Annotated in this window: 14 protein-coding genes; 9 read left to right on the top strand and 5 right to left on the bottom strand. The window is 36.8% G+C overall.

Going from position 1 to position 16,937, the window contains the following annotated elements; genetic code table 11:
* Positions 1 to 14 precede the first annotated feature (14 nt).
* The 3 genes from EG344_RS23620 to EG344_RS24575 all read left to right on the top strand — a co-directional run bounded on the left by EG344_RS23620 (position 15) and on the right by EG344_RS24575 (position 2,455).
* Positions 15 to 1,253, top strand: a complete 1,239-nt coding sequence (locus EG344_RS23620) for an ImmA/IrrE family metallo-endopeptidase (RefSeq protein ID WP_123911706.1) — start codon at positions 15 to 17, stop codon at positions 1,251 to 1,253.
* Between the two features lie 146 nt (positions 1,254 to 1,399).
* Positions 1,400 to 1,873 carry a hypothetical protein gene (locus EG344_RS23615; protein ID WP_123911705.1) on the top strand — a complete coding sequence of 158 codons (474 nt, stop codon included), beginning with the start codon at positions 1,400 to 1,402 and terminating at the stop codon, positions 1,871 to 1,873.
* A gap of 411 nt (positions 1,874 to 2,284) precedes the next feature.
* Positions 2,285 to 2,455, top strand: a complete 171-nt coding sequence (locus EG344_RS24575; RefSeq protein ID WP_123911887.1) for a restriction endonuclease — start codon at positions 2,285 to 2,287, stop codon at positions 2,453 to 2,455.
* A gap of 836 nt (positions 2,456 to 3,291) precedes the next feature.
* Here EG344_RS24575 and EG344_RS23600 read toward each other — a convergent pair.
* The gene (locus tag EG344_RS23600; protein WP_123911703.1) at positions 3,292 to 3,588 is read right to left on the bottom strand and encodes a hypothetical protein; all 297 of its coding nucleotides are present in this window, start codon (positions 3,586 to 3,588) and stop codon (positions 3,292 to 3,294) included.
* A gap of 526 nt (positions 3,589 to 4,114) precedes the next feature.
* On the opposite strand from EG344_RS23600, the gene EG344_RS23595 reads away from it, so the two are divergent.
* The 4 genes from EG344_RS23595 to EG344_RS23580 all read left to right on the top strand — a co-directional run bounded on the left by EG344_RS23595 (position 4,115) and on the right by EG344_RS23580 (position 11,752).
* Positions 4,115 to 4,672 carry a hypothetical protein gene (locus EG344_RS23595; protein WP_164464498.1) on the top strand — a complete coding sequence of 186 codons (558 nt, stop codon included), beginning with the start codon at positions 4,115 to 4,117 and terminating at the stop codon, positions 4,670 to 4,672.
* A gap of 139 nt (positions 4,673 to 4,811) precedes the next feature.
* The gene (locus EG344_RS23590) at positions 4,812 to 7,901 is read left to right on the top strand and encodes a SusC/RagA family TonB-linked outer membrane protein (RefSeq protein ID WP_123911701.1); all 3,090 of its coding nucleotides are present in this window, start codon (positions 4,812 to 4,814) and stop codon (positions 7,899 to 7,901) included.
* A gap of 10 nt (positions 7,902 to 7,911) precedes the next feature.
* Positions 7,912 to 9,291 (top strand): RagB/SusD family nutrient uptake outer membrane protein, encoded by a 1,380-nt coding sequence (locus EG344_RS23585; protein WP_123911700.1) that lies wholly within the window; start codon positions 7,912 to 7,914, stop codon positions 9,289 to 9,291.
* Complete coding sequence (locus EG344_RS23580; protein ID WP_123911699.1) at positions 9,278 to 11,752, top strand: alpha/beta hydrolase family protein; 2,475 nt, start codon at positions 9,278 to 9,280, stop codon at positions 11,750 to 11,752. Before EG344_RS23585 ends, EG344_RS23580 begins: the two co-directional genes overlap by 14 nt.
* Before the next feature lie 40 nt (positions 11,753 to 11,792).
* Here EG344_RS23580 and EG344_RS23575 read toward each other — a convergent pair whose 3' ends face one another.
* The 4 genes from EG344_RS23575 to EG344_RS23565 are packed head-to-tail and all read right to left on the bottom strand — an operon-like array spanning position 11,793 to position 14,018.
* Entirely contained in the window at positions 11,793 to 12,059 is a 267-nt protein-coding gene (locus EG344_RS23575; RefSeq protein ID WP_123911698.1) for a DUF6520 family protein, read from the bottom strand.
* Between the two features lie 22 nt (positions 12,060 to 12,081).
* The gene (locus EG344_RS23570; RefSeq protein WP_123911697.1) at positions 12,082 to 13,587 is read right to left on the bottom strand and encodes a MauE/DoxX family redox-associated membrane protein; all 1,506 of its coding nucleotides are present in this window, start codon (positions 13,585 to 13,587) and stop codon (positions 12,082 to 12,084) included.
* Between the two features lie 15 nt (positions 13,588 to 13,602).
* A complete protein-coding gene (locus EG344_RS24120) occupies positions 13,603 to 13,773 on the bottom strand; it encodes a hypothetical protein (protein WP_164464497.1) in 171 nt (56 codons plus the stop codon).
* Positions 13,774 to 13,784: 11 nt separating this feature from the next.
* Positions 13,785 to 14,018: a hypothetical protein gene (locus tag EG344_RS23565; RefSeq protein ID WP_123911696.1), complete on the bottom strand. Its 234-nt coding sequence runs from the start codon at positions 14,016 to 14,018 to the stop codon at positions 13,785 to 13,787.
* Between the two features lie 281 nt (positions 14,019 to 14,299).
* Here EG344_RS23565 and EG344_RS23560 point away from each other — a divergent pair, with 281 nt between their 5' ends.
* Both EG344_RS23560 and EG344_RS23555 read left to right on the top strand, forming a co-directional pair.
* On the top strand, positions 14,300 to 16,009 hold the full coding sequence (locus tag EG344_RS23560) for a helix-turn-helix domain-containing protein (protein WP_123911695.1): 1,710 nt from the start codon (positions 14,300 to 14,302) through the stop codon (positions 16,007 to 16,009).
* Between the two features lie 43 nt (positions 16,010 to 16,052).
* Entirely contained in the window at positions 16,053 to 16,898 is an 846-nt protein-coding gene (locus EG344_RS23555; RefSeq protein ID WP_123911694.1) for an RteC domain-containing protein, read from the top strand.
* Positions 16,899 to 16,937: the final 39 nt, after the last annotated feature.

The following is a 16,937-nucleotide window of genomic DNA, read 5'->3' as shown; positions in this document are numbered from 1 at the left end:
AATCTCAAAAAACGATGAATACTACTTTAAAAGGAGACAAATTTGAAGACCTCGCAGTAGATCTAGTGCATAAATTAATTGAAGAAGAAGAGCTTCTCATTAATATGAAGTATATCCGTCCTTATAAGAAAAAAAAATACAAATCTTTGTCAAGAGATGGTTATGTTGAATTTGATTATGTCATCGAACTCTGGTCGCCAAATGCAGAAAGATATTCGATAGCTTACTTTATTGAATGTAAGGATTATAAAAATAGAGTTGGTGTAAGTCAGCTAAAAAAGTTCCATAATGATATTCAGGAAGTTTCTGGAGCTAATGCAAAAGGAATTCTAATAACAAGGTCGTTACTGCAAGAGGGAGCTAAAACATATGCAGAAGCAAACGGGTTTATGGTTGTACAGGTAAATAGTATCGAAGATTACAAAATTATCTACCACAAAATAGAATCCAAAGACAATTCTATCCCTACACTCAGTGGTATTATTCGGGATGAAGGTATTTTAGGGTTAACAAAGATTATTGATAAACAAATTAATAAGGCTTTTGAAGAATTTAAAGTAGGTGTTAGTTATAACATTGATCGAATTTCTAAAGAAACAATTGAAGAAATGTGCCATGTTGAACTGCAAGAAGTAAATCCTCGCATTCTTTCTGATGCTGAGAATTTGGACATTAACAAACTTAAGAACCATTTAGAAAAAAAATACAATATTTCCGTAAAATATCATGATGATAATAACCTATTAGGTTATTGTGATATTGCAAATAACACCATTTCATTGCATCAAAATGTTCAAAGAACAAAAAGAGAACTTTTTATTTTATGTCATGAATTCGGACATTATAAACTTCACCAGAAATTAATAATAGATCAGTTTACATATAATAATTTTACTGAAAGTGAATACAATTTTAAGATGGGAAAACATTCGCTAACTAATCCAAAGCATTGGATCGAATGGCAGGCAAATTATTTTGCAGTTTCTATGATTCTACCTAATACTTCTCTTCTTGCAATGCTTTGGCAACATCAGCAAAGGCTGGGGTTGAACCCAGGGAAACTATACCTAGATGATCAAAAAGATAACTACCTGAATTATCAAACTCTATTATATAGACTTAGTGAATATTTTAATGTCACTAGGCCTAATATTCTTTATCGTTTGAAAGAACTTAAACATTATGAAAATAGATCTAATTTAAAAAATGTTAGAGAAATTCTTGAAGGCATGGTGATAGATCAGCATATTTAGAATAAATTCTTGCGAATGTAAAAAAAGACTTTAAATCTCCAAAAACGATAGTAAAGAGCTCCCAGTAGAGGAGATCATGATAGCTTTCAAGATAGTAAAAAAACAATATTCTATAAAATAATTAAATCTTAAAACAATAAATAACCATGTTAATACCATTGAAACAATTTATATGTGATTCTTGCAAAAAACCTATAGTTAATATTGAAGACGGTTGGATCGAATGGGAATCATATATTGATGCTAAAACAGATAAAATTGTTAGCAAGAATTTTCGTATCTGTCACCATAATAATAAATGCCAAAAACTAATTAAGCATCCCAATTGTGCCGATCTACCATTATCTGATTTTACTGGAGATTATGCTATTGTACAAACTATTAGTATGCTTGATATAGGTGTCTATCATGATCCCACATATGCTGTTGGTAGTGAGATTGAAAATTTAAGAGAATTTGCAGAGCTTCAAAGGAGATTATTGCTGCCCTATTATGAAGAAGCAAGGCAATACTGGAATGAAGCAATTAACCAAGGATATTTTGGAGATATGAATGAGATTTCTATTTATTTGCCTAGTTTTCTAAAAAGAATGATAGAAGACTTTTCTGAAAGTCATTAATTTTAAAGACCCTTAAATATTAATTTTTTATAATATGAAGAAAAATGAGGTGCTTAAGGATTTAATTTTTTTTAGAACAACACCCAATATTTGAAGGTTCTGATGAAGACATTTATTCTGTAAGAAAAGATTTAAAGATCAAATTGTGGATGGATGGAGGATTTATTTTTGATTTATACCCTTTAAATTTTGAAATAAACTTTAAAGGAATATTAGTAATAGCTGATAGAAATAATGGGAGTGTGCTTAGAATTTTAGCGAAAATATTATTGGTTTTGAATTAATTAGAGAATCTGATTTTAAAGGGAATTTAAATGAATTATTTGCATTAAGAGATAACCAAAAAAATTAAATCTCAAAATAAGATCAAAACCAATTTTAAATTAATAATGGAAAGAGCTTTACGAAAATATTAGAAGTAAAGGATTTGATGTAACATTAACACTGCAAACAAGAGATGGAGGTAAAGATATTATTGCACTATATAAAAGTCCATTTGGGCACCAAATGTTTATTGTAGAATGTAAAAAATATAATGAAGAAAATAAATTTGGGGTTGAATTAGTTCGAGGAAAATATTAGGATTAATTTTAATTTCATATTTGATGGGAATTCTAACCCAAAGAATAATTAGCTATTACAATTGCAAAAGAGAGAGTAAAATAAGCCATTCTAACGCCTGTAGGAAGAAAAGGCTCATTTTGAATAGCTAATTAATAACATCTCAAAAGATTAACCTTTATTTAAGTTAATCTTTTGTTTTTGTAATTATATTATAAAGTAATTAGCCAGGAGTGCAATTGGATTCATTTACCTAATAAACTTCCGATCTTTATTTCATGATGATCTATAATACCTCCATACATAAAGTAGACCTATGGCTATTAAAATATAAGAAATCCATTTTCCAAAGCGTTCAAAATATCTCAGGATTGTAGCTTTTTCATAACTAGAAAACTCTTCAATTCCACCAATGCCCCGACGATTAAACTTTCGCCGATTTATCCAATAACGTAATGCAAAACCTAATAGTAAAAAGACCATTGAAGTAATTAATAAATACATAGAGTAGAATTTTAGAATTATTTACTAATCTTAAATTTATATAAATGTATTTGATTGATAATCAAATTGAAGATTAATTTTTACGAAACGTTAATAAATTATGGATTTGATAATAGTTTTATAACCTAAAAAAGTCTTAGTACTAGTTCAATTTTAGGAGAAAAGCTCCAATAATCATAAAGGATTTTTACCAGTATGTGATGAAATTGTAAGGTTTGGCGAAAAGATGTAGATTCTTTGTTTGCAAAATCATCTAATTTTTTACATCTGCAATAGTTTTCGATTCATCACTTTCGTGCTGGTAACTTTATACTGAATGGAGATTAATTAATAATATCTAATGATGATTGCCTTTAATCTGGTATATTGATACCTTTCACATTTTCAAATTCTTTAAAGAATTTTTCTAATGAATATCTTTCATGTCGAAGTATATTATAAATTGTCGACATTGGTACATCATAACCTGCAGGTAGTTTCAATTTTGAAATTGTAGAAGATGTAATTCCGCATAGTTTAGCATACTTATTTTGTGAAACAATATTACCCTCCTGATCATAGTATTCACGAAGAAATTTACTTTCAATAAAATTACATAAATGTTTATTTACTAAAGCATTTTTTCTATTCAAAACATCTTTATTTTGCATATCCACAATATTCATTACTCAAAACAAGAGATTTAATTGAAATTTACTGTTCGTTATAGCGAATGATGTTCTTTTTTTTCTTTATATTTGTAAAATAGGTTGCAATAAATGTAACTTTGCGATACTTCAACTAAATATTAGAAGCTATTGCTTAGAGTCTTGATCTGAAAACTGGTAATTTTTAACGTACAAGATGATAAGCAGGAAGCTCACGACCTAGGCGTGGGCTCTCTTATCTGTACGTAGGGTATACCAGTGCCTCAGATCGGATATTGTAGAGTCCCATGCCGTTTTTTATTGATGCAGTTCTGCTTTTCTACAATTATCTTTTTATTCTAAGCCGCTTTACAAAATAGAGGTATACTGATACGGTACAATGGGGTGTACAATCCATTGCGGCTTTAGGGCTTTCACGGGAACACAGATTTCATTCATATTCACATTTGACCTTGTAAGGAGGAGCTTTATGCTTTGTCTTGGGTTTCTCCTACATGGTTTTTGAAATGGGTATTTACACTAAAAAACATTGAAAAATAAAGAAATGGCTGTTGAACCGGGTAGGAAGAAGGGGGAGGATCTACGGGGTATTGAGGAATTCTTTCAGAGTAACGATCTGGTTGCAGTAAAACAGATGCTCAGTTCCATAATGCAGTATGCGGTAAATGGGAAAGACTGGATAAAGGAAGAACCTTCTGTCGTTTTGAAGTTTTATGAATCACTGCGCTTATTGATCCATGAAGGTGATAGGATAAGCAGGAAGGCTGGGAAATGGAAAGTGAAGGAAGGGGAAAGAGTGAGCTCATTACTGATGATGGGTGCTCTGTCTCACGAAGAATATGAAAATCCACTCTTGGTTTTTGAAAGAGCCTTTGAGGAATATAATGCTCGGAAGTTTGACTACTTTATTTCCGGAATTGTCTATTACTCTCTTAGAGTCTATAGATATGGACCGGAAGGGAATCTGGTTGGACCTTATATCCATTTGAACAGGATGCTTGATGCGGCATATATTATTCTTCAGAGAGGAATTCAGAAGCGTAAGAAAGGAGGGGGAAATAATAACAAACGAAATGAAAGTAAATAGAAAGGATAGAAAAAGAACAGGAAGTAACTACAAAAAAATAGAAAAATAAAACCATAGGAAAATGAAAAAGCCCTTTCCATAAAAGTTGACCGCTTGGCAGGAAAGAGCATTGTCTAATAAATTAAACTTATTCAAAAGTATGAAAAAAAACTTTTGCAGCCTGAGTCATGTTCAAATGGCTTTTGGGCTGGTATTGCTGGTGTCTTGTTCAGCAATAGGACAGGTACGTGAGATTTCAGGTACCGTCACAGGGAAATCAGGTGCTTTAAGCGGGGTTTCAGTATTTCAGGAAGGAACGGATCAGAAAGTTGTAACAGGTAGTGCAGGTGGCTATACAATAAAGGTTACCGGTAAAAATCCGGTACTGGTATTCAGGTATGATGAGTATCCGCTTAAAAAGGTGAAGCTGGAAGATAGCGATGGTGTGGGTGAGGAAAATCGTATCGGTGAAAATAATACGAAGGGAAAGAAGATCATTAACGTTACCCTTAGCAGGAATTCTGAGGATACATCTTTTGATAAAACCCAGGTAACCGGAATTGGAGAGATCGTACTGAATGCAGGGTATTATAAAGTGAAAGAGAAGGAGAGTACGGGAAGTATTGCAAGGGTGGGAGCTAAGGAGATCGGAAATCAGCCCGTAACCAATGTACTGTCAGCAGTACAGGGAAGGGTGACAGGAGTAAGCATTACCCAAAGCTCGGGAGTGGCAGGAGGCGGGTACGATATCCAGATCCGGGGAAGAAACAGTTTACGGAATCTGACCAATAGTGTGGTGGATGGCAATCAGCCCCTCTACGTAATTGATGGAGTTCCCATAGGAGGACAGCTGAACTCAACTTTTTCGGTGGGGGTGATTCCACTGAAGAATATCAGTCCGCTGAATGCCATCAGCCCTAATGATATAGAGAGTATTGAAATCCTTAAAGATGCAGATGCAACAGCTATTTATGGATCAAGGGGAGCTAATGGGGTGGTGCTGGTGACGACTAAAAAAGGAAAGAGAGGGAGACTGGGTGGGATGATCAGTACTGCGTACAGCATAAGCAGGGTGGGAAGCCGTATGAAAATGATGAATACCGAGCAGTATCTTGCTATGCGCAGAGAGGCCTATAAGAATGATGGAATATCGGGATTCCCTGCCAATGCATATGATGTCAATGGAGTTTGGAATCAGGGCTGGTATACCGATTGGCAGAAGGAACTGATAGGGAAGACAGCGGAAGGAACTACCACCCAGGCAAGCCTTAGTGGGGGGACAGAAAACAGTAGTTTTTTAGTAAGCTTTTCCCACAATGACCAGACAACGGTATTTCCCGGTGATTTTCACTATAAGACCAATATATTGAATTCCTCATTCAGCCACAGCTCGGTGGATAAAATATTCAGGATAGAGGCTTCCAATATGTTTTCATCGCTTTCCAATAATGTTGTCAATACAGATCTTACCCTAAAAGCACTGAACCTGAGTCCCAATGCTCCGGCGCTTTACACAGCAGGTGGGAGCCTGAACTGGGAGAACAATACCTTTACCAATCCATTAGCGGCTTTGGAGAGTACCTATTCGAATAAAGTATTGCAGTGGAATTCCAATGTGAATCTGTCATACCGGTTTTGGAAAGACTTTGTATTGAAAGCCAATGGCGGGGTTAATTACCAGAATCTGGAGGAACTTTCCTTACAGCCCAGTACCATGTACAATCCTTCATATGGAATGACTTCGGCAAATTCCTCAGCTTCCAAAAGCGGCAATACCATGTTCTCCTATATCATAGAACCTCAGCTTTCATGGGCAAAAAAGCTGGGACATCATGAGCTGGATATTCTGATAGGAACTTCTTTTCAACAGACAACAACAAAACTGTCTTCAATGACAGGGGTAGGTTTTGCAAGCAATGCCCTTATCGGAAATATTGGGGCTGCTTCAACGAAGATCATCTCCAATCAGGTAGTGAATCCCTATAAATATGCAGCCATCTATGCAAGGATCAATTATAAATGGAAAGATCGCTATATACTGAATATAACCGGACGGCGTGATGCATCAAGCAGGTTTGGGCCTTCAAACAGGGTTGCGGATTTTGGAGCGGCAGGTCTTGCCTGGTTATTTACAAAAGAATCGATATTCGATTCATGGAAATGGCTGAGCTCAGGAAAGGTACGGGCAAGCTATGGGGTCACAGGAAGTGATTTTATAGGGGATTACCAGTTTTTGAATACCTACACGATAGGGGACTCGAATTATGACGGGGTAACAGGGCTTTATCCGTCAAGGCTTTATAACGCTGCTTATAGTTGGGAAAAGACAAGAAAGCTGGAAACAGCTCTTGAACTGGGATTTCTAAAGGACAGGATCATGCTGACCACAGCATTTTACAGGAACCGTTCAACGGATCAGCTGGTAGGAATTCCCCTGCCTTCTATAACCGGTTTCTCAGATGTGACGGCTAATCTGGGAGCTACCGTGGAAAACAGAGGCTGGGAACTGTCGCTTAATGTCAATGTTTTGAAATCAGCTCCTGTAAGATGGGAAACCGGATTTAATCTGAGTATTCCAGAAAACAAGCTGATCGCATTTCCGGGACTGGAAGGCTCTACTTATGCCAATACTTATAAGGTAGGGTATCCAACCTCAATGGTACGGGTGTTTGAGTCTGAGGGGATTGATCCGGTTTCGGGCCAGTACAGGTTCAAGGACTTTAATGGAGACGGGAAGATAACAGCCCCGGCAGATGCACAAGCCATAGAAAACATAGGTATGAAATATTACGGAGGCTGGCAAAACCAGATATCCTATAAAAATATAAGCCTTTCGTTTCTGCTGTATTTCGTGAAACAGAGAAACTGGAACTATATAAAAGGGATGGCCGTACCTGGGACTATGAACAATATGCCTGTCGATTTTCTCAATGTATGGTCAGCGGATAACCCCACAGGAATGGTAATGCCTTACTCAGCAGGTGGGAATGCCACCGTGAACGGATTGACAGCCAACCTGAGGAACAGTACGGCAGCCATAGGGGATGCCTCCTTTATCAGGCTTAAAAATGTGCAGTTTAATTACAGGATAGAAGGACGGGACAGTTTGTTTAAGGATGCAGTACTCTATCTACAGGGGCAAAATCTCTGGACATGGACCCAATACTTTGGATTGGACCCTGAGTTCAGTGTAGCGGGATATCTTCCGCCGCTTAAAACTTTTGCCTTTGGAATACAGCTTAACTTTTAAATATTAAATCATGAAATACAATACTCATATAATAATCGGGGCAGGACTCATTTTTTTGATATTCCTGTCCAGTTGTGAAAAACTGGTGGAAATTGATCCGCCCACGGACCAGATCAATACCGCTGCTGTGTTTGAAGATACCCACACAGCAGAGGCTGCATTGGCTAACCTGATGGCAGAAATAAGGGATAACTCCATGTTTTCGGGAGGAAGTAACGGCCTCGCAGCCTTTTTATCAAGCTATACCGATGAACTAGATGCCTACTTCATCAGTAATACCAATGCAGCCCAGGATATTTATCATAACCAGCAGCTTTCAGGGAATATCAGCGTGGAACTGATATGGCGCAATGCTTATAAAGAAATTTATATGGCGAACTCCATTGCAGAAGGGCTGGAGAGGTCTTCATCGATACCGGTGAATGATAGACAGCGTATTGCCGGAACGGCCCTCCTGGTGCGTTCAATGATTTATTTTAATCTTCAGCGTTTATTTGGAGATGTACCTTACACGGAAACAACCGATTTTACAATCAATAAAAGCCTTCAGAGGATGCCGGAAAATCAGGTGCTGGATCACCTTGAAAAGGATCTACTGAAATCTGCAGCTATGCTGGCTGATGAGTATACATCAACAGAAAGGCTATATCCTAACCGTAAAGTGGCACAGCTGGTTTTGGCTGAAGTGTATCTGTCCCGGCAAAAGTGGGCGGAGGCAGAACAAATGGGGAAGGAGGTGATCAGCAGTCCAATGTATAGTTTTGAGGAGGATGTAAAGAAAGTGTTTTTAAACACAGGAAAACATATCCTTTGGCAGATGAAGCCTCAGAATGAAAATGATGGCACTGCGGAGGCTTTACAGTATTATTTTGCCAATGCCGCACCTTCTTCTTATGCGCTTTCCGTGGATCTTATGGCTTTATTCTCTGATGCAGACCTTAGAAAGCAGTTCTGGACACTTCCTGTGAGCTTTAACGGAAAGACATGGTACAGGGCCTATAAGTATAAAAACCTCGCCCCCAATACGACAGAGTATTCGGTTCTTTTCAGATTGGAAGAGGGATATTGTATCCTGGCTGAAGCGATGGCACAGCAGGGAAAAATCGCAGAAGCCGCTGTTTATCTTAACCGTATAAGACAAAGAGCAGGTCTTGCTGCTGTTACAGCAGGGCTAACGCAGGAAATGTTCCTTAATGAACTCCTGGAGGAAAAACGGCGGGAATTCTTTACAGAGAAAGGACAACGGTTCTTTGATCTGAAAAGAATGGGAAAGCTGCAGCAGCTTACCGCCCTAAAATCTAACTGGAAGCCTTACCACAGGCTTTGGCCCATACCCCTTAATGAACTCTTACTCAACCCTAATTTAAATCCTCAGAATGAAGGCTATTAAACTATTATACATCATGATCCTGCTTTTTTCTATAGACGCGATCAGCCAGACGGTTAAAAAAGACAGGTTTAATCCCAGGTATCACAATCTCCGGTATACAATAATGTTTCCGGAAACATCACCCAACGGAAAGTGGACCGCATTCCGGAAAACCTATGAGGAAAGCAGGGACACCATTGTTTTGGTAAACCGTAAAAGGGCTGAGAACGTGAAACAGTATGCAGGGGTAACCAAATTTCATTTTACAGGCCGTTCAAATCTTCTTTTAATAAGAAAGGGCAGTGCTGAAATGATTAACCTTAATTCAGGACTGAGTAAAAGCTGGAATCAGATCGTCAGTTCAGAATTTGTAAAGTCTCAGAATACATGGTTGGTATTACGGGGAATTTCATCTTCAGGGACTGATCTGGAAATCTGGAAGGAGGGAGATCTGGCAGACAGCTATAAAAATGTTACAAGCTTTTTTGTAAAAGGGAGTGATGTGTTTTTTGTGAAAAAGGAAGCCGGGAAAAACATCCTGTATGATCTGCGGAAGCCTAAAAAAGCAATCTATTCAACTGATCAGAAAATACTGGATTGCAGATGGTCAGACAAGGGGGCCAGTGCATGGATTACAGAAAAAAATGGAAAAACGGATCTGGTTTATATTAGCAAAACCCAAGAGGTATTTCATCTGAACAGTGATACGAGCCGGGACTTTAAAGCGGCCACTATTTCCCGGCTGGGAACCGGAGAGCGTTTTCTGGTCAGGCTCACCTATGGTGATGATCCAGATAAGCTTCCCGGTAATCCTGACATCTGGAATGCGGATGATCGTAAACTCGAACTGAAGTTTCATGGTGGTGAGTCGGAAGAAATAGCAGTCTGGGATCCGAAGCTGCACAGTCTGAGAATGGATACTGATGATAAAGCGCTGGAGAAAATCAATATTGGAGACAGTACGTATGTTATCAGTTATAATTACTATAAAAATCAGGATTATGTACACCAGTACCCTGAGTTTGATTTGTACCGTTATGAAGTTGGGAATGGAAAACAGCAATATATCGGGAAGGGAGGGTATATCCTCTATTATGGATCTACAGGAAGGTATATACTGTCTAATCCCGGCAATAATTGGGTGCTTTATGATTTGTATAGACTGGCTGAAAAAAAGTTGAAAATAGCGGATACGGGAGATCCCTATTTCTCAGAAGATGATCAATATATCCTGTTTGAAACAGAGGGCGGGTTGTTGCGGTATCAAACAGATACTGGTGATTTGGTGAAAATTTCCTTACTGGATGGGTTCCATTCTACCATTGTAAATCCAATTCAGGGAGAGGGTATAAGTGGTTATCCTAATGGAGGCCAGAATCTATATAATAGTAAGGAGTCCCTGATTATAAAAATGTATGATAAAAAGAATGATCAAACTGCCATTCTTTCGTATTCTTGTCAATCAGGGAAAAAGGTAATGCTGCAGGCTCCTACAAGAGAACGGATTGATAAAATAGAACATAAGAATGGCATCCTGCTGGAGGCTTGTATTGAGGATTACAATGTTCCGGCCTATATAAAAGTATTTAACGGCTCGAAAGCAAAAATCATTTATAAAAGCAACCGGAAGGACATGGAGATTGGAAGGATTCGTAGTGAGAGGATAAGCTATAAAAATTCTGAAGGAGCAGACCTTACCGGTATTTTGTATTACCCTTTGGATTTCACAGATCTAAAGCGTTACCCCATGATCACTATTGTCTATGCGAGACAAAGCCATTTTGGCAATCAGTATCTGCGAGATGGGTTTTTCGAACGTACGGAGGGTCTGAACATACGTTCTTATCTTGAGGGTGGGTATTTTGTGTTTCTTCCTGATATTGTTTTTGACAAAAGAGGGACTGGATTCTCGGCTCTGGATTGTGTGAACAGTGCTCTCGATGCTGTATCTGGATTGAAGTCCATTGACTTTAAAAGACTGGGACTCATAGGGTATTCCCATGGAGGATATGAGACTAATTTTATAGCCACCCATTCAGACCGGTTTAAAGCCTATGCCTCGGGAGCTGGAAACAGTGATTTGGTACGGTCTTATTTTTCATATAATTACAATTTCCTGAGGCCTTTTTACTGGCAGTTTGAAAATGGACAGTATAAAATGCCTGGAAGTTTGAAGGACTATAAAGAACTGTATATTCAGAACAGCCCGATCTATAGTGTATCCGAAATCAGTGCGCCTATTTTCTTATGGACAGGAGTCAATGACAGAAATATAGACTGGAATCAGGTCATGGAGTTTTATATTGGATTGAAAAGAAATAAAAAAGAAGTCGTCGCCTTGTTTTATCAGGATGAGGCTCATGGTTTCTGGAAGAGATCCAATAAAATAGATATCGCCCGAAGAGTAGAGCAGTGGTTTGAATATCACCTTAATGATGGGATAAAAGCTGATTGGATGAAGGGAAGTGATAAACGGGATTAATTAACAAATAAAGGATGCCTTTTGGGCATCCTTTATTAAATTAAGGTTTTACAAAAAGTGCATTGGGGCATGAAGTATCACTGATTCTCTGATAGAGTTGTTCAGGACCATTTCCGAGATCTGCGGTACACATAACATTCCCTGATGTGTCACATTGAACATGGGCATTGACACATTTAATAGCTGCCGCAGGGCGGAATACGTATCCTGTCGCAGGGATTTTCGTGTTGCTTTTGCTGACATTGCTCGCAAGAGCAGATGTTGCGCCTATCATCACAATGGCGACAGGCAGAATAAACTTTTTCATAAGATTGGATTTGTCGTTTTGCCTACTCTGATCTAAGGTTTTCGGCTTCCCCTTTTTTGAAATCGTCCGTAATGGTCTGCGCATAACGATAGCGGACAATTTCATTACTCATAAGTGAATAGAAATACTTTGATGTTGCCAGCATTCCGGACATTTTATGGTTGCTGCGGTTTTGTATATAAAAACTTCCACTATAACTTTTATTTCTGGTGTTGTACATATCAATAATAGCATTGGTCTTCCACTGGTCTCTATTTTCATAGTTTCCCATAAGATTAGATCGGTTAAATAAGATCCCTTTACACGCTGTTGCCATTTTGTTCACTACAACAGGCGGAGCAGTCATCTTTGTTTTTCCATTGGAAAGAATAGTACTTTGAACTTTTGCAATATGGGTGGTATCAATAGTGTTTTGCTCCGAAAAAGAATTGTCAGGAGTTTTTATTGTAATGATCTTATTACGGTAGAAGTAGATGTAATAATAGGTATTAGTATAGCTGTCTGCAATTAGCTGTCCGTCTGTATCAAATAGACCGTCCTTTTGTTTTTTGATGATATTGTTATTCAGATGATAATTGCCGGAGATTGATTGTAATATCCCTAAAGAACGCACTTTGATATTAGGATTAAAGGTTCTGAATGCTATATGAGTAGAGTCCAATATTTGTAGCTGGTCAAAATACATCTTTTTGTAACTCAGGGTTTTTGCAGAAAGATTATTGAGATTCCCACGATAAATGACAGGAACACTTCCGTCGGCAAGGTAGAAATGGGAATCACGGATATAAAGCGTTAAAGACTTAAATTGGTGGTCATAATAATCCAGCGTAAGGGTATGTTGGGTGAAAGTAGTGAAAGTGGAATCAATCTCAGTGATGGTGAGCGGGCTGATATAGTTACCGAGTATTACTTTTCCGTTACTGGTACCTGCAAAATAATAAGAATTAGCCTTTAAATCGAGACTCTTATCCTGTAAAATTGGATGATGGGGAAAACGCCTTATGAAATTATTATTTTTCTTTATCATCTGTTCGGAGGAAAAGAAGAGGATCATTACCAGCGAAAAGCTAAGGATGATCAGAGAGATAATCCATAAAGATGTTGTTAAAATTCTTTGTCTTAGTTTAAGAGAAAGAAAAATGCCTATGATAGCAATGATAATACAGCCTATGTTAAAAATAAGGTGCTCATTCCAATCTAGTTTTTCGAGAATACCTCCACAGGAGCAGGGTATAAATTCACTGTAATGAATAATGAGATAAATATAGGTAGTAAATGAGGTCATGAGTCCAAGCGAACTATATAAACCGTATAAACGATATTTTGGTAGTATTAGAGAAATGCATATCAAAAGTTCTGCAATAATCACGGCATATGAAGTGATACCTGCATAGCTACTCAATAATGGTGATTGTGCAATCTGGACCTGAAAGTTTTCAAAATCAAGTATTTTGCTCACGGCAGCATACACAAACAACAAAACAAAGAAGTAGCTTATGATGCTGATGGAGGTTGTTGATATCTTCATGATGTAAGTTTTAATTTATATTGCTCTTATCAGGATCCACTTTATTTTCTCTCCACAGTAATCCGGCATTTTGGAACCTTTAGAAATTGGACAGGTGGTTTTGAAATTCCCCATACTTTCCCAAATTCCACTTCTAGGACATGGTAAGCCTGTTTTACAGATGAGGGATAAGTGATGGGGAATCATATTTTAATATTTTAAGGATTATTTTCATTTATCCGCCAATCGTGAGTATCCTTTATTGGTGGATCTGCTGCCGGATTTATGTCTTTTAGTATTGTATCCTGATTTTTTTTGGAAAAATTTTTCCTGTTTTCAGGATTATGGATGATCTGGGATTCTGATTCGTCCATTATATCGTTCTGTCTGCAGCTTAAAGCTATTGCACTTAATGCTAAGATTAAAATCATCTGAGGAATATACTTTTTCATATTAATATTGATTTAAGTTATTCCCAACCGGTCAGGGGTATTTATTAGAATTCTTAAACCAAAGGTATTTGGAAACCGGTCTATAAAAAACTGATATTGGATCAGCTTTTCAAAACAAGACGTCATCATTTATAAATGATGACGTTTATAATTTTGTAAAATCTCTTTATTGATGAATGATTGATAGTAAATGTCACATATTATTGTGATTTAATTAGTTATCTGGCTTTAGTTGTCTTTTTTTGGCTAAATTTGACTCTTTCAGCTAAAAACTAATCACTATGATGGCCTCAAAATGTATCATGATAACATTGTTGCTGTTTTTTTCCATCACTGATTTCCATGCAGAGGAAAACAGGAATGATTATGTTTGGCTCAGAAGTCAATACGAAAATCTTAAAAAGAATGACTCGACAGCTTTCAGGTATTTAAGGATTTATATATCAAAAGCAAAGAAGGATTCTGATTTTGCAAGGCTTTCGGAAGCTTATAAGTTTGCTGTATATTTCACTCCGTCCAATGAAGGAAAACTTTCCTATGCAGACAGTACTATCTATGCAGCATTGAGGTCAAAGCAGCCGGAACTTATCGGTGATGCCTATTTAGGTAAAGGAATCTTTTATTACTTTACCCTTAAAAAATATGAACCTGCCCTGGCAGAGTATCTGAAAGCTTATGAATATTCTAAAAATGGTAAGGATGAGTATTTACATCAAAAAATCATATATCACCTGGGGGTTGTAAAAAGTTATTTGGGATTTTATCAGGAAGCTTTAGAGTTGTTTAAACAATGCAGTGCCTTTTTTGAAAAAAAGAGTAAAGAAAAAAGCCATCCAAATACGTTATTCAATTTTAAAAGAGGCTATTATAATTCTATTCATCAAATGGTGATCTGTTATCGAAACCTTAAGGAATATGATATGGCAGACGGCCTTGTTGAAAATGCTTTACTGCAACTTGCTGATCAGGATAGATTTTTACTGGAAAAAAGCTATCTGTTAAAATGCCGTGGCATTTCGGCGTATCACCATAAAAATTACGCTGGAAGTATACATGATTTAAGTTCAGCTTTACAAGAGATCGTAAAATCAAATGATTTTTCCTGGTTATCTGTTATTTATTATTACCTGGGAAAGAACCATATGGTGAGTAATGAAAATAAGGGTATTTATTATCTTGAGAAGGTTGATTCTATTTTCAACCGGCATACATTTATCCTTCCTGAAGTAAGACCAGCATATGAAGATCTTATAATGTACTATTCAGAGAAAGGCGATCAGGAAAAGCAGCTGTATTATACGAAGCAGCTATTGAAGGTTGACAAGCTTATCGGCAAAGACTTTACCTACCTATCATCAAAAATACACAGGGAGTATGATAAGAGATTACTCACTGAAAGTAAAAACAGATTGGAGAAAATGAGTTCGCATCGGATGATGTACATGCTTGTATTTATTGTATCAACAATATTCTTTCTCTGTCTATTCATTTTGAAGTATCATAAGGAACAACATATAAAATTGAAGTATCTGCTACTGCAGGACAGATTAAATAATAAACAATATGATATGTTAATTATTGATAGACAGGATGTTATTGGTAATTCTGTAAAAACTGGGCTCCCCGAAGAACTTTATAAAGAATTGGATCAGAAACTTCGGCAATTTGAAATTGAAAACGGATTTAAGCAGAGAGGGTTGACATTAGGAATATTAGCTACAAAAATGAATACTAATACTTCTTATCTTTCAACTTTTATCAATGAAAATAAAGGTGAAAATTTTAAAACTTATATCAATAGGCTTAGAATTTCCTATATCACACAATTACTAAATTCGGAGAGGAAATACCTTTTGTATACGATTGAAGCTCTCGCTGAAGAATCGGGTATTTCAACTCGCCAGCATTTTTCAGATCTATTTTATGAAGTCAATGGATTAAGACCAACAGATTTTATTCGCAAAAGAAAAGAAGAACTTAAAATGGAATAGAAACTTTTTTATTGTAATCTTTGTAAATTCCTGAAAAAAGGACATGGTAACAAAAACTATTTTTAAAAGAACTTCACAGTTATTGGAAGATCTGGATGTAAAGATTAACGAAGTCTACGCAGATGGAAATGATATGATCAAAATTTCTGAAAAGGCTTTACTCATCATTGACGAGTCTATAAGAAAATTGAAGCTTCTGGTTTCCAACCATCACTTTGATCATATTGCCGAGGAAGTATTTTTTTTTAAGAAGCTAAAACCACAGTTTATTTCAAAATTTATCTATTACTCTTCGGTACTGGATATTGAGGCCCATAAGCCGGCTGCGGGAAGTAAAACTTTAAAGAAATATTATGAGGCAGAGCAGGAGAAGTTAAAGAACTTTTATTTGGAACATTCCGAATTCTACAGTTATTATAAACGTGAGGCGACTTATCTTGACCATAAAATATTTGTCCGTAATTCCTATGATTTGAAAATGAAGCTATCATCAGGTTTTTACAACTATGATCCCAATTTTACGACATCACACGATCATATGATCGCCAGATTTATTTCCAATCAGCAATTTGATCACTATTTAAAAAGACAGATTGAAGGTTCTAATGAAGATACAGTATCAAAACTACTTTCTCCTCTTAGCTGGTCGGGATCAAAGGTTGGTCTTATAGAATTGATCTATGCCCTTTACCAGATGCGTTGTTTTAATGGGGGGAATATAGAATTAAGTGAAGTCATAAAATTTGTTGAAAAGTCACTGGATTGCGATCTTGGCAATTTCCATAAAACCGTCTTTGAAATCCGCACCAGGAAACAGGGGCCAACCAAATTTCTTCAACTGGTCGGGGACAATCTCAACCAGCATTTTATGACTCATGAAGCTGAATAACTGAATATCAAATTAAACCTCAAATAATACTGTATTTGA

The sequence above is a fragment of the Chryseobacterium sp. G0162 genome (genome assembly GCF_003815715.1).
Taxonomy (GTDB): Bacteria; Bacteroidota; Bacteroidia; order Flavobacteriales; family Weeksellaceae; genus Chryseobacterium.
Note: the sequence above shows the minus strand (reverse complement) of the source record. Positions and strands in the feature narration are given on the sequence as shown.